Below are 21,735 nucleotides of genomic sequence, written 5' to 3' on the forward strand. Positions count from 1 at the left end.
TTTCTATCCATTCATACTTACTGCTTCCTTTTGATGCTTGATCTGAATGCCCTTTATCGTGCTTTCAACTCTTGAAGGATCATGTTGTACGATGAAAACTTTACTATACTTTGCATAATAATCGTTGTCGTGTGCTTTCGGCGATAAGATGATAAGCTTGCGATTTAGTTCACTAGCGTATAGTTCAAACACTTTTTCTTTACGAATTTCATCTAATGCACTATCGAATTCATCTAGTATGATATAGCCTGGTGTTGTATCAAGATGCTGCAGCAAGGTCAAAGCAAATAGAAGGGAGCTCAATGATTCCTCTCCTCCAGACATGCCTTTCCCATGTTTACCATTTCTAGCTTTTACGCTGACATCCTCTAATCGACTGCCGTGACCGTTTTTATGTGCTTTTACATATAATTTAAAAATCACCCGACCGCGTTTATCTTCAAAACGCTCCCATGAAATTTCGCTTTCAAAGTTAAATTGCTCCATATAATGTTGAAATCGTTTATGAAGTGCTAACACATGCACATTGATGGTCGTTTCTAACTTTTGTTCGTTTTCTGTAACGACAATTTTATGTTGTTCTAGTAACTCTTCCATTTTGAATGCATCTGCTCTTTTTTTATCATATTCTGCTTTGCGTGTATTATAATTTTCTTCAGCATGAGGATCTACATCCGCATTTCTTGCTGTTTCGAATGCAATTTTTGCGCGTTCATTTTGTGATAACAACGCAGACATTGACACTTCCTTTACAACTTCTTCTTTCATAGCTGCTTCGTATAATTGAGGGATAATTTGTTGCAGATCCTTTAGGATGATTTCATTTTGTGTGATTTCGGCTTTAATCGTTTGAAGTTTTTCCGAAATCTCTACACTTTTTTTCCTTCTATCTTGGATCGCTTGCTCATTATTTTCTTTATCGTTAGCTAATCTTCCAATATTTCGTGATAAACTAGCGATCAAATCCTGCAAATTTTGATATTGAAGCTGTTTCTCTCTTTTCGTTTGGTCAATTTCTTTGATTTTTCGGTTCAATTGTATTTCTTCTTTTTCTAATTGAAGAAGTTTTTGTTGTTCATCTTTCAAAGCACCGATTTGTTGGTAAATGTCTAATTGTTCTTGCAATAATTGTTGTCGTTGCAACGAAACAGCTTGCTGTCTTTGAATTTCTATCATTTCATCTTGAAGATGTTCATTTGCTTGATTTGTTTGAATAATGTCCAGTTGGAGATTGTCTATTAACTTTTGGTACTCCTCCTTTTTATCCAATTCAAGCGTAAAAGCTTCTGCTTTTTTTACATCTTTGATAATATTTTGTAAATCCGTGATTTTCTTTTCATATTCAGAGATGGCTAAATAGTCTTGCTGAAGCTGTTCTTCATACTTGGTGAAGCGATTTTGTAATTCGATCAAACGATTTTCTACTGCTCTTTTACTTAAAATAAAAGTATCTCTTTCTTGTGCCCCACGCAATCCACGCCCATCGATCAATATCTGGTTTTCAAGTTTAGGGGATTTTTCAAAGAATTGGTCAATCCAAAAAAGAACTTTCGTTGCCATAATCACTTGTTCCTCAGATAATTGATCTCTTATTTTCAACTTCCATACAGATAAATGGTCTATATATTTTGTTGGTATAATCGTTAACAGTGAAACATGATATAAGTCATTTACTGGTTTGCATGAACGTGCATGATAAAAAATCGTATATTTAATCGGATCCAGTGCTTTTTCATCCTTTAAAGTGGCGTTGTCCTCTAATTCGATAAAATCACGTAACGTGTAGGCTTGGATCCCTTGTTTTTTTAGTTGTTGAATAGCTTCTTGTTGACGAACGGACATGACTTTGTTTTGCTGTAACATGGTGATTTCATTTTTTAATTGTTTGCACTTTTCTTCTTCATGAGGAATTGTCTTAGCGAGTGTTTTAAAAGCTTGTTTATTTTTTTCTAAAGATTCTTCCACATGATAGCTGCTGACATAGATAGCAAGAATATTTCTGTATTCATCTTCTTGTTCAATAATTCCTTTTAGTTTGTATTCCTCGTCTACCTTTTTATATTGAAGCTCTTCTATTTTTTTCGTATTCTCTCGGATTTGTTTCCTATGTCTTTCAAGTTCAGCTTCTAATGTGGACATTTTCCTACTATTTTCTTCTAAATACTTTTTCGTGTCTTCTTCACTATATCGAAGTCGTTTTCGTAATTCTTGCGTGCTTTCTAGCTTTTCTTGAAGGTATTCGATTTCATCCTTTAATCGCTTTTGTTGATTATAGAACGAAATTTCTTGATTTTTTAGTTGCCGTATCTCTAGATCATATTGATGACTTTGCTGTTCCTTTTGTTTTTTTCTTTCTTTTAATTCTGCTATTTGATTGACAATGACTTGTGCTTTCTCTTGCAATCCCTGTAATTGCTGCTCTTTTTTCTTCATATCCTGTTCGAATTCGTTTTGCTCCATTTCTAGTTTTGCTTTGATACTTCGAGTAAAAAGGACATGATTTTTACCATTGGTATGAAGATTTTTTTCATTTATTTGAAAGCGTTTATAGGCATCATGTGCGATCGTCATTTGACTCTCCATGTATTTAACGTTGGTTTTTGTTTGCTGCAATTCCGCTTCTAGCTCTTTCAAATTTTCAACGCTTATTTCCCATTCCTTTTGTATTTCTTCGATATGGTACATTTCACTGAATCGGCGAAAACGTTCTTCTGGCGACATGGTAGCAAACTGATTAACCTCTTTTTGATACCAAATAAGGTAAAACATATCAGGGTGAATTTTATATTTATATTGTAGATCATCTCGATACATCGAAAGATTTCGCTGATTTTGATCCCCTGAACGATATGTGGCGATTTCTTTTAACTCTTCTGGCGAATCACCTGTATATACCTTGAATAACCGTTGGATAACAGAACTAGGTTGTTGTTTGATCAGAAGTTGAAAGGCAATATAAGGTGCTGCATCCACACGAGAGGAGCCAATATTATGAAAGGTTAATAAGATTTCAGCATTCCATATTTGTCCCGGTCTTAAATTGGCTGAACGCAATCCTTCAATATCCACCTTTGCTGAATAGAGGACCGCCCCCATGACAAAAGTAATGGTTGATTTTCCAGCTCCATTTGGTCCTGAGATCAAGACATGCTCGCCTTCACCGCCAAATGTTATTTTCACTGGTTTGTAATCACGAATACCACTAAATTGTAAGCTATATGGAATCATTGCTCTTCCTCCTGCCTATACAGATTATGTCGTTTGAAAAATTTCACGACCTCTTCCTTACTTAATTGAGCAGACTGCGCAAATTCCGTTGTTCTTCGTAAAAATGAATTTGAAAACATATGAACCCCAATAGATGTTACTTTATACGCTTGCTCCGATTGGGAAAGTTGAAAGTCTTCAACAGCACCGATTTTTTTTAATATCTCGATATTATTTTGTAGCTTTCGGCTTGCGTGCTGCATTTCATGACCAAAATCAGTCAGTAATTGCTGTAATAATGTGAATTCATGATTCAGCACTTCTTGTTGATAGAACATGTATAGCAATATAGCAAGTGCTTCTTTATTTAAAGTAGATTTTGCTTGTTTTGCAGGGACACGCATCATCGCGATAAGCTGATCTCTTTTATCGTCATAAATGATTTTAAAATATCTTGCAATTGCTTGATTCAAACGGTTTATAAAAGAATAAAAAGCCGTTTCATCATTTTTGATATTTAGCATTTTTTCTACTTCTTTTCGCTTCAAACCATAATTTTGACCCTTGATAGCTGATGAAGAAGAAAAGAGTAATTGCATGAAGACTAATTCTTCTTCTGTAGACAAAAATGCTTTAAGATTTTGCATCACCATCAAAGGATTTAGGTTTTGCTGTTCGTTGTCGTACAATATGTTTTCTGTCGTCATCATTGATCCACTCCCATTCTTTTTCAAAAGCTTGTACTTCTCTTTTTCGGTCTTCTTCTACATTTTGATTTCCCATTAATGCTGATATGGCAAGCATTGTTCGAATACTATCTCCCCAATTTGGCGAGCCTGCCTCAATGATCAATTGTTCTAGTTCGGCAACATTTTCTTTCTCTAGATACCTTTCTACTTCTTCCGTATGAATGACGGCCTTCGTCATTTGCCAGGAAGCTTCAGAAAATGCGGTGCGAATATTATCTTCTTCGATTAGATCTTCAACATACTGAATCGGCTCTCCTGCAATATCTTCTGAACTCACTTGAGGTTCATAGTTTTCTAAATAATCAATGCCATCTTCAATGTCTTGCTTACTGATGGGCGCTGTAAATTTAATAGGAACCCAAATACCATCCATTGCTTCATCCTCATATTCTTGTTGTTCCATAAAACTAAAGATGTCATGCGCATTTGGAATATTTGAATCAATCGGTGGTTCATACATATTTATGATAAATTGTCGAACCTTTTCTGGAGAAATATTGGTCGTAATAGGTGTATTTTTCATCATGACAAATCGATTATATTTATTGAGTATGCCAAGACTTAAACCAGTTCCCTTCGTTAAAGCTGCGGTCCCTCTCCTTACTAAAGGAGTCATCCCTAAACTTTCATCAACCATTTTAAACAGATTTAAGCGGTCATTCATCTTGTCATCTAAATCCGCCATTAATGCATGAATTTTCTCAAGCTGTGGTAAAGCATTTTTTTCTGCCAAAAATTCTAATTGACGCAATTCAATTTGCTCGATAGCGTCTTCTACATTTTGGATCATGGAAGCAATTTTATTTCCTCCCGAAATCCCTCTGTCATCATATGCTTCACTTAACTCTGCATCACGACGAGCCTGAAATAATAGACGTGAAATATCATCCTGCATGTGGTAAGCTAATGAATCATTTGCCAGGCGAATAAGTGCGTCGATCATTCGTTTTCCTCTATCTAATAGCTTTAGTTTTTTGGCTTGCTTTGAAATCCAACTATGTTTAGCTAATGTATGAACAATTTGCCCAACCTTTTCTAATGATGGTGGTTCCTCGTCATTATAACGGTGAAGATAGCGATAAAATAGTTCTTCCGCATTTCCAATCGGACGACGCGTTGAGTTTATTCCCAGAGCTTCCTCATTTAATAACTGCAACAACCTTAAAAATCGGAGGATTTCAATTGGAGATTGGTAGACTTGTTGTGAATGCAAATCGTTTAAAACACCGGAAAGTGATGCAATATCGCGCATTGTTTTGTTCATATCCACTTGATGTAAGTTTTCATCAAATATAGATATGGGCTTTTTTTCTATTGATAAATCCATTCCTCTACACCCCCTAATGTTCTTTCTTGCTCATGCATCCCCTGTGAGAATTCATTCATTATCCATTGAGCATACGATGAAAAAGTGGTGAAATTATTGAATAATCTAAAAATTATGATGTCATTGTTTTTGACTATTTTCCTTGAAGTGATATTTTTCTAATTCTCCATCACATACCGAAAATCCTATCGTTTCGCCCATTCGAATTTTAGAAGTAATCCGATAGGTTCTGGCAGTTTTTTTAATAATGGTAAACTCATATATTCCAGGAAATTTTAGTGTAGGTTTCTGCTCTAATTGTTCTCCACGTTTTACTATTTTGTTTTCTAAAAATAGGGTATCGATCATTTCATCACCTGTATTCATTGATGTCCATTGTCCTTAGAAAAGAATCTCATACAAAAAACGCAAGAATGCAAAATGCTGACATTCTTGCGTCCGTTTTCTTATTTTTGAGTGATTATTTCTTTTTGAGATAGCCCTAAAGGGTCGTTTTGCAGTTTTTCTAAAAATCTCTTCATCAATCCTGGTAAATCTGGCCACGCATGACCACTTACCAAATTACCTTCTGTATGCAAATGTTCATCGACGTACGTTCCTCCTGCAGCTTGTACTTCGGGTTTGCAAGCAATATATGCGGTAAGCTCACGGCCTTTAATCACATCAGGAACAACTGCAAAAATTTGGGCTGCATGGCAGACTGCTGCAATCGGTTTATCCGCTTCAAAAAAATGACTGACAATACGAGGAATATATTCATTTAAACGAATATATTCAGGTGCACGTCCTCCTGGGATGATTAAGCCATCAAATTCTTCCGGCTTAACCTCTTCAAAACTAGCATCAACTTGTAAACCGTAACCACTTTTTTCCGTATACGTATCAATCCCATCAACAAAATCATGTATGACCGTTTGAATCTTTTTTACACTAGGAGCGGCTATCGTTACATGAAGGCCCTCTTCAAGGCAACGATAATAAGGATAATAAATCTCTAATGCTTCTACTGCGTCTCCAGCCAAAATCAAAATTTTCTTTGCCATTTTTATCCCCTCCATCAAAATACTGTATACTTCCTATTTCGCCATGTACTCAATAAATCCTTTTAAAGTCAGATGAATCTATCAATTATTGCATATTTACTTTTTTTGTTTATTAATCTATAATTTAGATGTAAAATTTTATATTGATAACAAGGGGTGTCCAGTGAGTTGGGCTGAGAGAGAAACACAATGACGTTTCTTAACCCTCGGGACCTGATCTGGTTCATACCAGCGTGGGGATGTTACATCACTTGAGCAAAGTAGATCATTATATCTATGTTTATATCGCCGGGTCCATTTGATAAATAAAATGGGGCTGGCTTTTTTGTTCTTTTGAATATTCGCTGTCAAACAAGATCTATCCCTATTATCAATAAGAAAAGAGGAAAATTGTATGAAAAAAACGAATGAAGAATTAAATTTCACCATTATGTCCAATTTTTCAGGAAGTCAGAAAGTATATGTAGAAGGATCACGTCCAGATATAAAGGTGCCAATGCGTGAAATTACTTTAACGCCAACACATAACAATACGGACGTTATGAAAAATCCTCCATTGCGTGTCTACGACACAAGTGGCCCATATACAGATAAACATCGCTCCGTTCATATTCGAGAAGGCTTATCCCCCCTTCGTCGTGATTGGGTTTTAGAGAGAAATGATGTAGAGGAATATGTAGGCAGAAATATCAGACCTGAAGATAATGGCTATCAAAAAGAAAATCGGACTCATTCTATGGAGCAATTTCCTTACATCAATGGTCAACCATTGCGTGCTCAAAAAGGAAGAAATGTCACACAACTTCACTATGCACGGAATGGGCTGATCACACCTGAAATGGAGTTTATCGCCATAAGAGAAAGTGTAGAACCCGAATTTGTTCGTCGAGAAGTCGCTGAAGGGAGAGCAATTATACCAGCCAATATTAATCATCCTGAAATTGAACCTATGATCATAGGAAGGAATTTCTATGTGAAGATCAATGCTAATATTGGAAACTCGGCTGTCTCATCTTCTATCGAAGATGAAGTCGAAAAAATGACTTGGGCGACTCGCTGGGGTGCTGATACAATTATGGACCTTTCTACAGGTAAAAATATTCATACAACTAGAGAATGGATTATTCGAAATTCTCCAGTACCTGTTGGAACAGTTCCTATTTACCAAGCCTTAGAAAAAGTTGGTGGAATCGCTGAGGATCTAACTTGGGAAGTCTTTCAAGATACTTTAATCGAACAAGCAGAACAAGGTGTAGACTATTTTACGATTCATGCAGGTGTACTTTTGCGCTATATCCCATTGACCGTTCATCGTATGACTGGAATCGTATCTCGTGGGGGTTCAATCCTTGCACAATGGTGTTTAGCACATCATGAAGAAAATTTTCTCTATAGTCATTTTGAAGAAATTTGTGAAATTGCAAAATCGTATGATATTGCTCTCTCATTAGGTGATGGTTTACGCCCAGGGTCCATTGCGGATGCGAATGATGCAGCGCAATTTGCTGAGCTCGAAACACTTGGAGAACTGACCAAGATTGCTTGGAAGCACGACGTACAAGTCATGATCGAAGGCCCAGGACATATCCCCATGCATTTGATCAAAGAAAATGTAGATAAACAAATGGAAATCTGTCAAGAAGCTCCTTTTTATACATTAGGTCCACTTACTACAGATATTGCACCTGGCTATGACCATGTCACCTCTGTAATTGGTGCCGCGATGATTGGATGGTTTGGCACAGCGATGTTATGCTATGTAACACCAAAAGAGCATCTAGGTTTGCCCAATAAAGAAGACGTACGTACTGGTGTGATTACGTATAAAATTGCTGCACACGCTGCTGACTTAGCAAAGGGACATAAAGGTGCCCAACAACGAGATGATGCCTTATCAAAGGCACGCTTCGAGTTCCGTTGGAGAGACCAATTCAACCTATCTCTCGATCCTGAAAGAGCATTAGAATACCATGATGAAACATTACCAGCTGAGGGCGCTAAAACGGCGCATTTCTGTTCAATGTGTGGTCCTAAATTTTGCAGTATGCGTATTTCACAGGATATTCGAAATTTAGCAAAAGATAAGAAACTTACGGTTGAAGATGTCATTGGAGAAGGCATGAAGGATAAAGCTTCTGAATTTCGTCATCAAGGAAGTCAAATTTATCAATAAGAAGAACTTCACACAGGGGAGAATTTCTCATCTCCTACTGTGTGTTAGTTGAAAGAATCAAATCTATACTGGCAGTTGCTCCTTGTTTATTCCCTGCAGCTTGGTATAGTAGAAGTTTGCTACCTGTTCATGCAGATTCAACCAATCGTTTATCATAACAGCGCTGCTAAAAATTCTTTTAAAAGAAGATCCCTTTAACGCAAAATAGTATGCTAGGATTAGAAATAGCCCTTAGCATACTATTTTTATTATACGAATAAAAATCCTCACATACTTCTTCTACAAGGAAAGACGAAATGATTATTTCAGCACTTCTAGACTTGTTAGAAAGTAATTCTTATCGTCCATTGGCAAAAGACGATCTAAATTTTGTATTTCTACAGTGTTGGTCGGTTTTTTTAAAGATAAATCATATGTCTCTAAATAAAATTGTTGTTTTTCGTTCGAGTAGATATGATGAATGTGATTATTTTGAAACGTAATTTGTTCAAAACGACTATTCCCCTTTTCGATATGACTAAGTTGCAATATCTTTTGGATATCTCCAGCAGCAACGTGATACTCATACACTTCACCTAGTCCATTGACATAATAAAAATGCCCATCATTCACATAAGCTGAACGATTAAAATTAAACGGTAATCCATTTTCAACTTGATATTTTGAACGATATTGGATAAACGGTACAGTCTTCACTTTTTGCGTATCTCGATTAACAACCACCAATTGCAGATCTTCCCGATTTTCCGCCTGATAATGCGACATGATGAAATAATAGTTCTGATCATCTGCAACAACTGGTGTAATCGCATCTAACTCTTCCGTCTTTTCTAATGATAGATCTAGCAGCTTTCGTGTCTTTACTTTAGGCGTAAGCTCTACTTTTTGTAAAGCAAACTCTCCAGAAATTAAATCTTGCGTCACAATCATCAAGCTGTCCGATAATTGGCCAGCAGTTGATATAAAGTAAGGAATATGTGCAGAGTGTATACCTTTCTTCCCACCATAACGAATTGTAGAAACATAATCATCCTTTTTACTAAAACCTGTGTTATATAAACTATAAAACTGTTTTGTTGTTGTAAGATAACCAGTTTGAATACCTCGTAATTCTTCAGATGGCATATCATATGTATTCAGTCCACTTCCATCGAGCATCATTGCCCGATCCGATTCCTCCATGAAAAGTCCCTGTGTATGAAAATATGTACTGCCGCTTTCCAAGCCCGAAAGTGTCAGCCCACGTGCATGTCCTCGCTGATCGATAAAGATGACTTGACTATTGCCTTTTTCTTTCTGTAATACTTCCGTCGTAGATGAAGCATAAAGGACCACTTGCTGATGATTCAGAAAGTTTTGGTGTTTCAAATCATTTATTGACAGCGTTGCATCATTGAATTTTGATGTTTTTTTATAATTGGCAATTACAAATATTCCAACGATTAACAACACAATCATCGAAACTAAAATAAAACTCTTCTTGTATTTCATGCTTCCTCCTCAATATTTTTATATTGAATGATCCCAACTATATCTTACCATAAATTCTAAGTAAAATTATGTAAAAATGATTTCTACAAAAATAATTGTACTATGTAAAAAAACAGGATATCTATAAATGAATCAATTTCATAAATCATTTTCTTCTTAAAAAATCCGAACATTTAATAATAACCAATTTTGATAGTTGTGGAGCGGAAGACGGCGACTCCTACGGGAAAAGCTTGAGCTGAAAGCCCCGCAGGAACGTAGTGACGAGGAGATTGAAGCCAAGCCCGTGGAAAGCGCCGTCTGTAGCGGAACAAAAATTTCTGAATATTAACGTCCATGTCGATTTAAAATGTTCGTGTTTTCCATCTAAATTTTGCATTGTGAAATTGATTCAAATACAGTTAAAATAAAAAAAGGTTGATTCTCCTTCATCGAATCAACCTAACTAACAGCTATATCTTGGTAATACCAATTTAAAAAATCTTCCCTTCTGACAACATTTAGGATGCAAGGCGTTTGTTCTAACCATTCGAGTTTTTTCCATTCACGATAAAACTGCTGACCCACATTAAGTGTCATATATGGCAGTTTAGCTTGAGCCTTCTGTGAGCGGATATTTGCCAAACGCGCTCCTGCGAATACATAATTTAATTGAAATCTTTCAAACGCTATTTTTAACATTTCCATTTTGGCAACTTGGTTATATCCTTTTCCCCAATATTGTCGCCCTAGCCATGTACCGATATGGCATATTTTTTGTTTTTCATCCATACCTTTTAATGAAATAACACCGATTAACTCATTGTCCTCATTAAAAATCATTCGTGAAAATTGTTGACCAAGTTTTTCTTCTAATTGCATCAAACGAATATAGTCTCTTGTTCCTGCAATTGAGCATTGTGTATCGGACAATCCAAGAGCATTACGTATAGCTGGAGCACTTGTCATTTTCGAGATCTCTTCGGCATACTGAACATCATGAGGAACTAAAGTAATACATACCATATAAAAACCTCCTTGCAGTAATATTTGCCCCCAATTTACTTATTCTCAAACTTTGCATCCAACTTTCATTGGATTGCACTCATTATAGACATAAAATCGTCACATTTCAAATATTTCTCATCATTTTCAAAAATATTCCTTCTAATTAGTTTTCTTAGTAAAATGGGTAAAATTCAGATAAAAAGAGGATTAAGAATTAAAAATATAGAAATAATAGTGTTACAAACGCATAAGGAGAGGATATACATGAAGGATATAAATACGGCGATTTTTCTTTTAATATTAGGGATCATCTTATTATTTTCAGGACTCTTTGCACCCATTCATAGTATTGAAATCCGTTGGTTAGTAGGAATTTTAAGCATTCCTTCTTTTTATACTAGCTATGTGTTAACAGCAAAAAATAAACGTCAGGAAAACATGATTCGTTCGTGAAACTAAACAGGAATTATAGTTATATCAGGACAACGTATTTCGTCAACAAAAGGACCTCTTAAAAATTTTTCAACATTATAAGATGACCCAATTATTTATCTATTGATAAGTGAAACTTCACACAGTGTTGGTTTTCTTCTTTCCCTACTCACTGTGTGTTAGTTGACCGATCGGGCTTTTCACAGACAGTTTACCCCCACGTTGTCAACTTGCAATTTGTGTCTTGATGTGGGGTCTATTGCCGGATGATATTGGCTAAAGCTTTAAATGTCTTCAAATTGAATATGAGTAATTCCTGAAGAATTTGTTGTAGCGCAATAATTACTAATTTCCATTAAAACCGATTGTGGCACTATTGTTTCACACTCACACATTATCGCAGGAATATTATGAATATGAACATGTCCATTAGTCGTTTGAAAACTTTGCGATAAATGGACATTTTTCTTTTCACAATTACATTTTCCACAAATCATAAATACGCCCCTTACTGCATCTTTTAGAAAGGCAATTTTAAAATAAATTGCAACAATAGACTTATCAAGGACCATTATATTAGTTCTTTATTCTCAATGTCAATAATTAAAAACAGTTCTAAATCCCCTAAATTATTTACAAAATATCCATTTATTAAAATAAGTTCAAACTTTTTAGCTCATTATCGTAACCTAGGATTAACTTACACCTTGCGAACGTTTCAAGAGAAAAGCGAGAAAGATAGTGGGGAATGAAGGAACCCCCCACTGATAGAAGCTTCGCTTTATGTCAAGAACAGATTTTGATGTAGATTCTAAAAATCTATTCTTTTTTCTTAGCAGTCGCGCGTGCTTCCGTCATTTGTTTCCAAACAGATCCCATTGCTTCTTCCCCATGTGAAATGCGGGCAACTGCCATCTTCGCTTGTAATTTCACTTCAAATTCTGCATCATCACTTGCTGCCTCTAATGCTCCTAAACAAGCTTCCGTCCCTGTTTCATAGAGGAACATAGCCGCACGCCAACGAACAAGTTTATTGCGGTCTTTCAAAGCTTGCATCATAGCTGTTTCAAACTCTACAAAGCCTAAATCACTCATACAATCACCCGCTGTACGACGAACAGCAGCACTTTTATCTTGTAGTGCTTGTACTAAACTAGGAACAACCGCTTTATCTTTAATCATGCCTAAATATACAGTTGCAAGGCGGCGAATAGACATTTTTTCATCTTGCAAGGCTTTTTGCAGCAATGGTAAATCGCTTACTTCCGGATCAGCCATCTGATCAAGCAATTGGAAACGAGTTTCCCAATCTTCAACATCAAAATCCTGTAACGATACTTTTCGTTTATGATTGTCAATTGCTATTTTTTGATTATTGCTAGCCGAAACAAGCTCTGTTATTCTGCGCTCTGGAAATGCTGCTTCCAATTCATCAACTACGCTTTGACCGATTTCGTCTTTTTCACCATATCTAACGCCATAATCTACCCATTTACGCTGTAAAATATAATTTTCATCACTTTGCATCGCTTGGTTAAATGCATCGATAAAGCGTTTAGCTAAACCAAATCGTTGTTCAGACATATTATCGAACACTTTTACTTGTAGTGGAATTCCTTTAAACATTTGCACATGAACATAAACTTCCCCATAGTGCTCGTTCACCTGCTCACCTGCTGATGTGCTGTTTTGTTCACCAAAAGCATTACGAACAGCCGCTAATATATTTTCCCATTCATATTTTGCAATACGTTCAACTGCAAGAAAATCCGCAACGTGATAAACACCTTTCACACCTTCAATAGCAAGAATATCTTGAATCTCTTTCGGAGCATCCTGCTTGTTTTTTTCATTGTAATTATTGGCCGTTCCAAAAGGCAACTCTTGATCTAATATTACTTTCATCGTGTTTGGACTTGGAGTGGGTTCAATCGTTACTATTTTCATCTCTTTTACCTCCTCATTTTACCCGTTCACTATATCTTGTAAGTATTCCCATCGTTCAATAAGATGTTCGTATTTTGCATTCAAGTCATCTAACTCTGCTGTTAAGTTTTGTAGTAAAGTGAAGTCAGAGCCTGCCGCTGCGATTCTTTCTTCCTTATCTATAATTGCTTCCTCCACTTTGGCAATATCATCTTCGATTGTTTCCCATTCTTTTTGCTCTTTAAATGACAATTTTTTCTTTTGCACTTTCACTTTTTGTTCTTTCTTTTTTTCTACTTTTACTTCCTTGACTTGAGATGGCAGTTGAGTTTGCCTTGATAGATAATCACTATACATTTCCAAGCTTTCTTCGACATGACCATTGCCATCTAAAATCCATAGTTTTTTCGCTATTCGATCGAGGAAAAATCGATCATGAGAAATCGTCACTATGACACCGGGAAACTGCTCGATAAAATCTTCTAATACTGAAAGTGTTTCGATATCTAAATCATTTGTCGGTTCATCTAGTAATAGCACATTTGGCTGTTCCATTAATAATTTCAGCAAGTATAAACGTTTTCGTTCACCACCAGATAATTTTCCAATTGGTGTCCCATGTGTATGCAATGGGAATAAAAAACGTTCTAACATAGATGCCGCTGAATGATGTTCGCCAGTGGCATCTTCAATATCATTGGCGGTTTCACGAATATACTCAATCATTCGTTGATGGATATCCATCGTAGGAAGATGTTGTGTGAAATGTGCAATTCGTACAGTTGAACCTGCATCAATAACACCTGCATCCGGCTGAAGATCACCGGCAATTATATTCAATAATGTACTTTTCCCTACACCATTAGCACCAATAATGCCAATTCGATCCCCTTGTTGTAAAAGAAACGAGAAATGTTCGATCAGTTGTTTATGTTGATAACCTTTTGAAATATCTTTCGCTTCAATTACTTTTTTACCTAGTCTTGATGTTGCTAATCCCAATTCAAGATGACTATCTTCCGTTTTATGTTCAAGTTTTTCTGATAGTTCATCAAAACGTTGAATTCTTGCCTTTTGTTTTGTTGAACGAGCTTGTGCACCACGTCTTATCCATTTTAGTTCAGAACGATAACGATTACGCATCTTGGCTTGTGTTGCAACCGTCATTTCCTCTGTTATCGCTTTTGCTTCTAAATAAGCCGCGTAATTTCCATTATGCCTGTACAATGTTTGATCAGCTAATTCATAAATATGAGTTGAAGTCGCATCGAGAAAGTAACGATCATGTGTGATGAAAATGACTGCACCCTTAAGTCTCATTACCATTTCTTGTAACCATTCAGTAGCCTGTACATCTAAATGGTTCGTCGGTTCATCTAATAAATATAAATCAGCTGGTTCTATTAATACTTTTGCTAAAGCTACTCGTTTTTGTTGACCGCCAGAAAGGTTCACCACTTGTGCTTCAAATGTACTTATTCCTAGTTTCGTCAATGCGGTTTTTGCCAAAGCATTGACATCCCAAGCATGTTGTTGATCCATTTGCTGCTGTAAACGAAATAGTTTTTCCTGCAAAGAATTCGATTGAGGATCACTACTTAACGCAGCAACCGTTTCTTCATATTCACGATTAAGTTTTAAAATGGGAGAATCTCCAGCAAAAACCGCTTGTAAAACAGTTTCTCCATCCGCAAAGATAGGATTTTGTGGCAAATAAGCAATGTGATATTTATTAGGATGATCTAATTCAATTGAATCTGCTTCTAATTTTTCAGCTAAAATGGCCATTAAGGTGGACTTTCCTGTTCCATTTATACCGATTAATCCTACTCTTTCCCCTTCTACGATTGTAAATTCTATATTTTCAAATAGGGTTTTATCCCCTACTGTTTTCGTACAATTTGAAACAATTAAATGACTCATAATTTCCCTTCTCTTTCTAACCTCTATTAATATAAAAAGTCTACCACAAATCGATGCTATCCTTCAGCCATTTGCTTTTCAACTTAAATTTTCAAAGTGAAAGTGAAATTCACCTTGCCACTCCGCTTTCATCGTAAAAACTTCTACCGGATAAAGACAAAAAATCTGCCCATCTTTCCCATTAGATTGAGCAGATTTTTCCTAATTTATGGAAGCCTTATTTTGTACAAACGTTCTTTTTAGACATACTATCAACTATTCATGCTAGTCTCTAAAACAACCCTACAGCATTTCCGTTGTCATCTACATCCATTTTCAATGCAGCAGGTGCTTTTGGAAGTCCTGGCATTGTCATAATATCACCTGTTAGGCACACCAAAAATTTCGCCCCTAGCTTTGGAATAATTTCTCGAACAGTTATTGTAAATCCTTCAGGACGTCCCAATAGTTTAGGTTGGTCAGAAAGCGAATACTGTGTTTTTGCCATACATATTGGCATTGTATCCCAACCAAACTTTTCAATCTCAACCATTTGTTTCCACGCTTTGTCTGTAAAATTCACATCTCGACCGCCATAAACTTTTTGAACAATTGTCCGAACCTTGTTTTCAATGGAGTCTGTTACATCATAAATGGGTTTAAAATGATTTTCGGTTTGAATGACTTCTAATACAGCTTTCGCAAGATCGATTCCTCCTGCTCCGCCCTCCTCCCATACATTTGTAAGAGCAATTTTAATATGATGCTCTTGACACCATGTGATGATTTCATCCATTTCCGCTTCTGTATCTGTCACGAAACGGTTCAATGCCACGATTGGTTCTACTCCAAATTGACGTACAGTATCGATATGTTTGGCAAGGTTCGCAATCCCTGCTTTAACTGCTTCAACATTCTCTATTTTTAACTGTTCTTTATCCATACCACCATGCATTTTTAGTGCACGTACAGTTGCAACAATCACGACTGCATCAGGCTTAAGGTTTCCTTGAACAGATTTTATATCCATAAATTTTTCTGCGCCCAAATCCGCACCAAAACCAGCTTCTGTCACAACAATATCTGCCAGTTTACGTGCAGTATTGGTTGCTTGTATGGAGTTACAACCATGTGCAATGTTTGCAAATGGACCACCATGAATAACAGCAGGCGTTCCTTCAATTGTTTGTACAAGATTTGGTTTGAAAGCATCTTTTAAAAGAAGCGTAAGTGCTCCTTGTACACCTAAATCTCTTACAAATACAGGATTTTTATCATAAGTATAACCGATAACTATATCAGAAAGTCTCTTTTTCAAATCTTGAAGATCTGACGCTAAACAGAAAATAGCCATTATTTCTGAAGCAACTGTAATATCAAAGCCATCTTCACGAGGTGTACCTTGTCCAGCTCCACCTAGACCAATAACAATATGACGCAATGCACGATCATTCATATCTAATACGCGCTTCCAAATAATTCTTCGCGGATCAATCCCTAACTTGTTTCCTTGCTGGATATGATTGTCGATTAATGCTGCGAGGGCATTATTAGCTGTTGTAATTGCATGAATATCACCTGTAAAGTGAAGATTGATATCATCCATTGGTAAAACCTGAGCATGCCCCCCACCAGTTGCGCCACCTTTTATCCCCATAACAGGACCTAAAGAGGGCTCACGAAGAGCGACCATCACATTTTGTTGCAATTGATGCAAAGCATCAGCAAGACCAACTGTGACGGTCGATTTTCCCTCTCCAGCTGGTGTAGGATTCGTTGCAGTTACAAGAATTACTTTTGCATCAGGAACATGGTTAGATAGTTTGCTAACATCGATTTTTGCCTTATATTTGCCATAAAGTTCTAATGCTTCTTCCGGAATTCCTGCTTTTTTAGCTATTTCCACTATTGGTTGCATCGTTGCATTTCTAGCGATTTCTAAATCTGATAGAGTTCGAACAGTTTTTGACACAGCAGTTCCTACTTTCGTTTCAAATATTAAAGGTGGATAAGGTGATACTAACGAAAATAGAGTTTTCTTCATCTCCTCTACTTTTGTTAGCTGAACCAATCGAGCTTTTACAGGCAGTTGATCTTACGCCGATCCTTCTGCTTATTCATGCTGGATCTTCTATAAAATCAAAATAAAGTGAAGCTTCCATCAGTGGGGGTTTTCTTCATCCCCCACTGACCTAGAAGAACGGAAGTGAAAAGCGCCACGTCCTGTGGCAACACCTGAGGGATCAACATCCTGCCCGCCCAAACCAATCGGACTTTTATAGGCAGTTCATCCCATCTATCTTTCTCGTTTCTCTCTAAATCTTGAGATGGGGGTCTTACTGCCCGTTAAAGCGAGATAAATTTTACGCACCTTTTTGCTAAATTAACCATACTATAAAATAGATTATTCATCAATTAGGGCTAAATATCGACAAATAATTGACATTGTATAAATATTCATGTATAGTTTATCCAACATTAATTGTTCAATAGATGTAAAAAAATTGAATTTGTTGTTGGGAGGAACGCGTATGCACCAAGGAAAAGTAAAATGGTTCGATAACGAAAAAGGTTACGGTTTTATTGAGTACAATAATGGTGATGACGTTTTTGTCCATTTCACAGGCATTCAAGAAGAAGGATTCCGCACATTGGAAGAAGGACAAGATGTGAGTTTCGATATTATCGAAGGAAACCGTGGGCCTCAAGCGGCAAATGTGATTAAATTATAAAGTGAAACTCCATCAGTGGGGGTTTTCTTCATCCACCCACTTGAAATAGAAGAACTCAGGTTAAAAGCGCCACGTCCTGTGGCAACACCTGAGTGACCAACATCCTGTTGACCCGAACCAATCGGACTTTTACGGGCAGTTGATCCCCCATCTATCTTTTTCGTTTCTCTCTAAATCTTGAGATGGGAATCTTACTGCCCGTTAAAGCGGGATAAAATAGTCATAATTAATAGTAGAGCTATTCAAGTCATACGACTGAATAGCTCTTATTTTATGCTCCTAACTTTTTTGCTTCAATTCTGACGATTTGATGTTTATTGACTTGATTTACGATAAATTGAAATCCATCTACCTCAAAAAAATCCCCTTCTTTTGCATTATCTTGATGTGACATAAACCAGCCACCGATTGTGTCAATGTCTTCCTCTATGATTTGAACACCTAACATATTGCTTACTTGATTAAGTAATACTTTACCATCGAAGCTGAAATGCCCATCGCTCACCTTTTGGATTTCTGGTAATTCATCATTATCGAATTCATCACGAATTTCACCAACAATTTCTTCGATAATATCTTCAATTGTTACAAGTCCGGAAGTACCACCATATTCATCAAGTAATACAGCCATATGGATTCTTTCTTTTTGGAATTTTATGAGAAGATTATTGATGGGCACAGTTTCTATAATACGAATAATAGGCTGCATATAATCTTGCACTGTTTTAGAGCCACAATTTTCATCTACAATCAGTGCTGATAAAAGTTGTTTCATATTAACAATTCCAATTATATGATCTTTATCACCATCTATAACGGGGTAGCGAGTATATTGCTCCACATTCATCAGCTCGAAAACTTCATTTAACGTCATTTCTTTATCGAAACTTACGATTTCCGTCCGAGGTACCATAATTTCTTTGGCAATCCGTTCATCAAACTCAAAAATTCGGTTCACTAATTTATATTCGGAAGGATTGATTTCACCATTCTTATAACTGTCTGATAAAATCATTCGCAATTCTTCCTCACTGTGAACCTCTTCACCCTCAGATTGCATTTTCAAGCCAAAGATACTCGTCAAAGCTCTTGCTGAACCATTCAATAATTTGATCACAGGATACATGATATTGTGAAAAAGTATGAGAGTGCCTGAAAAATTTAAAGTAATTAATTCTGCTTGCTGAATCGCTAATGTTTTTGGTGCTAATTCACCTACCACGACATGTAAAAAAGTAACAACAGAAAATGCAACTATAAAGGATAGAATGGAAGCAGTATTCCCTTCAATACTCAGCATTTCAAAAAGTGGATGTAATAATTTTGCCGCTGTTGGTTCACCAATCCACCCTAAACCTAGTGCTGTAATCGTAATCCCTAGTTGACATGCTGATAAGTATTCATCTAGATGCGTGATCACTTTTTTTGCTTTGTTGGCTTTCTTGTTACCATCGGATATCAACTGATCAACTCGTGTGGGTCTCACCTTTACAATAGCGAATTCAGTTGCTACAAAAAATCCAGTCATTGCAATTAAAATAACAAACAGAACTAAATTACTGGCTATCTCAATGTCCAAATATGGTCTCTCTACGCTGATTTTTCAACGTAGAGAATTCACCTCCCGTTTTCTTACTATTCTAAATTTATAGGAAATCCTATTAAAAAAGCAACTTTAAGGCATTATTAGTTTATTAATTTTTGATCAAAAATAGAAACAAGTTTATGATGATCTGAAGAAATTTCAACCATCTTTTTCATAATATCAAAATACAGTTGATGATGAACTGATAAGATGCTTATGCAATCTCATGTAAAAACAGTTGAAAGAGAAAATCACTTTTCCCATCCAACTGTTTCATAGATTGATTCCTTATTTACTATTTCAAGCCTTATCCCATATTATATGGCTGTAGGCTCTTCCCATTCAAGACGCCAAAAACAAGTAAGATATCTGCCTGTAAAGTGAAGCTTCCATCAGTGGGGGTTTTCTTCATCCCCCACTGAGCTAGAAGAACTCAGGTTAAAAGCGCCACTTCCTGTGGCAACACCTGAGGGGCCAACATCTTGTTGGTCCAAACCAATCGGACTTTTACGGGCAGTTGATCCCCCATCTATCTTTTTTGTTTCTCTCTATATCTTGAGATGGGGATCTTACTGCCCGTTAAAGCGGGATAAAAGCTCGTTTGACTCAACTAACACACAGTGTAAGCTGAAGAAAATACACACTTGTGTGAGTTTCACCTTATCTTACTGCTGCAACTGCAAAAAACTCGTCATATAAAGCTTGTAAAATAACATTTTCAAACTTCTCTTGTACGCCAAAGGACAAACTTACCTCTGATGAACCTTGATTGATCATTTCAATATTCGCACCAGTTTTTGCGATAGCAGCTGTTGCACGAGCTGCTAAACCCGTATTGTTATTCATTCCTTCCCCTACAATCACAATCATTGAGAAACCGTGACGGAAGTAAACATCATCAGCATGCAATTCATTATATACACGTTTGACAATACGTTCTTCTTTTTCTGGTGATAATTGATGGCTTCGAATGATGACGGAAATATCATCCAAGCCTGATGGTGTATGCTCATAAGAAATATGTTCTTCTTCTAAGATTTGTAGTAATTTACGTCCAAATCCTATTTCTCTGTTCATCAAATATTTACTTACATATAAAATAGAAAAGCCTGAATCTGCCGAAATACCTGTAACAGGTCGATGGTTCTCTTTACGTTTTGAAACTATTTTCGTACCCTCCACTTGCGGATTATTTGTGTTTTTAATATTTACTGGAATTCCTAATTTTACGACAGGCATCAATGCTTCATCATGGAATACAGAAAAACCTGCATAGGATAATTCGCGCATTTCTCTATATGTGATTTCTTGAATTTCTGCCGGATGGTTCACCACTTTAGGATTTGCGCTAAATACACAATCTACATCTGTAAAGTTTTCATATAAATCTGCTTGAACAGCGGCAGCTAAAATGGAACCTGTGATATCAGAACCGCCACGATCAAAAGTACGCAATACACCAGATTTTGTATATCCAAAGAATCCAGGAAAAACGATTACTTCTTTCGAATTTTTCAATGAACTTAAATTGTCATAAGCATCAGGCAACGCCATTGCTCGTTCTGGTGCATCGTTCACAATAAGCCCAGCCTCTTTGGGACTAACGTATTTCGCATTTACACCAACACTTTTAAAATAAGCGGCAATCATTTTTGCATTATTATCTTCACCGCTTGCTTTTAATGTGTCAAGTAAATATTCCTCACTAACTTTTGAAGCTTCATGAATACGAGCATGTAAATCTGTCGTGATTTCTTCAATAATGGCAAAATCAAGACCTAGACCTTCTGCATTTTCTTTATATCTCGAAACAACCTTTTGTAATTTATCTTCATATTTTTCGCCTGCAATAACTGCTTTTGCTAACTGGATCAATAAGTCAGTCACTTTTATGTCTTCACTAAATCGTTTCCCCGGTGCAGAAACAACAACAATTTTCCGCGTAGCATCCGACTTTACAATAGCCACTACTTTTTTGACTTGTTCTGCACTCGCCACAGAAGTTCCACCGAATTTACATACTTTCATCTCATCAGATCCTTACGTTTTATTTATATTAAGTATTTATATTTGTATTTTTATAAGAAACAACTGTTTTTTCACAGTGTACAAATTATCCTGATAATAGTCAATACCTTTAAAGAAACTATTGTTATAAGATTCAAAAAAATAATCATAAGA

Annotated in this window: 16 protein-coding genes and 1 riboswitch; of the genes, 3 read left to right on the plus strand and 13 right to left on the minus strand. The window is 36.3% G+C overall.

What is annotated here, in order from left to right:
- Window positions 1-3: 3 nt before the first annotated feature.
- The 5 genes from FEU33_RS09435 to FEU33_RS09455 all read right to left on the minus strand — a co-directional run bounded on the left by FEU33_RS09435 (window position 4) and on the right by FEU33_RS09455 (window position 6,326).
- The gene (locus tag FEU33_RS09435) at window positions 4-3,228 is read right to left on the minus strand and encodes an SMC family protein (RefSeq protein WP_146549124.1); all 3,225 of its coding nucleotides are present in this window, start codon (window positions 3,226-3,228) and stop codon (window positions 4-6) included.
- Window positions 3,225-3,914, minus strand: a complete 690-nt coding sequence (locus FEU33_RS09440) for a hypothetical protein (RefSeq protein ID WP_146549125.1) — start codon at window positions 3,912-3,914, stop codon at window positions 3,225-3,227. The genes FEU33_RS09435 and FEU33_RS09440 overlap by 4 nt, the downstream gene beginning before the upstream one ends.
- On the minus strand, window positions 3,841-5,283 hold the full coding sequence (locus FEU33_RS09445; protein WP_146549126.1) for a hypothetical protein: 1,443 nt from the start codon (window positions 5,281-5,283) through the stop codon (window positions 3,841-3,843). Before FEU33_RS09445 ends, FEU33_RS09440 begins: the two co-directional genes overlap by 74 nt.
- A gap of 120 nt (window positions 5,284-5,403) precedes the next feature.
- Complete coding sequence (locus tag FEU33_RS09450; RefSeq protein WP_146549127.1) at window positions 5,404-5,649, minus strand: hypothetical protein; 246 nt, start codon at window positions 5,647-5,649, stop codon at window positions 5,404-5,406.
- Window positions 5,650-5,729: 80 nt separating this feature from the next.
- Window positions 5,730-6,326 (minus strand): DJ-1/PfpI family protein, encoded by a 597-nt coding sequence (locus tag FEU33_RS09455; protein WP_146549128.1) that lies wholly within the window; start codon window positions 6,324-6,326, stop codon window positions 5,730-5,732.
- Window positions 6,327-6,468: 142 nt separating this feature from the next.
- A riboswitch (TPP riboswitch) is annotated at window positions 6,469-6,583 on the plus strand.
- A gap of 137 nt (window positions 6,584-6,720) precedes the next feature.
- Here FEU33_RS09455 and thiC point away from each other — a divergent pair.
- The gene (gene thiC / locus FEU33_RS09460; RefSeq protein ID WP_146549129.1) at window positions 6,721-8,499 is read left to right on the plus strand and encodes a phosphomethylpyrimidine synthase ThiC; all 1,779 of its coding nucleotides are present in this window, start codon (window positions 6,721-6,723) and stop codon (window positions 8,497-8,499) included.
- A 300-nt stretch (window positions 8,500-8,799) separates the two neighbouring features.
- Here the strand turns inward: thiC and FEU33_RS09465 are convergent, their stop codons facing one another.
- Entirely contained in the window at window positions 8,800-9,990 is a 1,191-nt protein-coding gene (locus FEU33_RS09465) for an SET domain-containing protein (protein WP_146549130.1), read from the minus strand.
- A 441-nt stretch (window positions 9,991-10,431) separates the two neighbouring features.
- A complete protein-coding gene (locus FEU33_RS09470; protein WP_146549131.1) occupies window positions 10,432-10,995 on the minus strand; it encodes a GNAT family N-acetyltransferase in 564 nt (187 codons plus the stop codon).
- Between the two features lie 246 nt (window positions 10,996-11,241).
- Here FEU33_RS09470 and FEU33_RS09475 point away from each other — a divergent pair, with 246 nt between their 5' ends.
- A complete protein-coding gene (locus tag FEU33_RS09475; protein WP_146549132.1) occupies window positions 11,242-11,430 on the plus strand; it encodes a hypothetical protein in 189 nt (62 codons plus the stop codon).
- Between the two features lie 263 nt (window positions 11,431-11,693).
- Here FEU33_RS09475 and FEU33_RS09480 read toward each other — a convergent pair whose 3' ends face one another.
- The 4 genes from FEU33_RS09480 to FEU33_RS09495 form a co-directional block, all read right to left on the minus strand.
- Window positions 11,694-11,981: a hypothetical protein gene (locus tag FEU33_RS09480; RefSeq protein WP_146549133.1), complete on the minus strand. Its 288-nt coding sequence runs from the start codon at window positions 11,979-11,981 to the stop codon at window positions 11,694-11,696.
- A 247-nt stretch (window positions 11,982-12,228) separates the two neighbouring features.
- Entirely contained in the window at window positions 12,229-13,356 is a 1,128-nt protein-coding gene (locus FEU33_RS09485) for a conserved virulence factor C family protein (RefSeq protein WP_146549134.1), read from the minus strand.
- A gap of 18 nt (window positions 13,357-13,374) precedes the next feature.
- Window positions 13,375-15,258 carry an ABC-F family ATP-binding cassette domain-containing protein gene (locus tag FEU33_RS09490; RefSeq protein WP_146549135.1) on the minus strand — a complete coding sequence of 628 codons (1,884 nt, stop codon included), beginning with the start codon at window positions 15,256-15,258 and terminating at the stop codon, window positions 13,375-13,377.
- 271 nt (window positions 15,259-15,529) lie between these two features.
- Entirely contained in the window at window positions 15,530-17,209 is a 1,680-nt protein-coding gene (locus tag FEU33_RS09495; protein ID WP_280524842.1) for a formate--tetrahydrofolate ligase, read from the minus strand.
- A 559-nt stretch (window positions 17,210-17,768) separates the two neighbouring features.
- On the opposite strand from FEU33_RS09495, the gene FEU33_RS09500 reads away from it, so the two are divergent.
- Window positions 17,769-17,969, plus strand: coding sequence for a cold-shock protein (locus tag FEU33_RS09500; protein WP_146549137.1), 201 nt, complete (start codon window positions 17,769-17,771; stop codon window positions 17,967-17,969).
- 271 nt (window positions 17,970-18,240) lie between these two features.
- On the opposite strand, the gene FEU33_RS09505 is transcribed toward FEU33_RS09500, so the two are convergent.
- Both FEU33_RS09505 and FEU33_RS09510 read right to left on the minus strand, forming a co-directional pair.
- On the minus strand, window positions 18,241-19,548 hold the full coding sequence (locus tag FEU33_RS09505; protein ID WP_146549138.1) for a hemolysin family protein: 1,308 nt from the start codon (window positions 19,546-19,548) through the stop codon (window positions 18,241-18,243).
- 666 nt (window positions 19,549-20,214) lie between these two features.
- Entirely contained in the window at window positions 20,215-21,582 is a 1,368-nt protein-coding gene (locus FEU33_RS09510) for an aspartate kinase (RefSeq protein WP_146549139.1), read from the minus strand.
- Between the last annotated feature and the right edge of the window lie 153 nt (window positions 21,583-21,735).

Origin of the sequence: Rummeliibacillus suwonensis (genome assembly GCF_007896435.1) — a bacterium.
GTDB lineage: Bacteria > Bacillota > Bacilli > Bacillales_A > Planococcaceae > Rummeliibacillus > Rummeliibacillus suwonensis.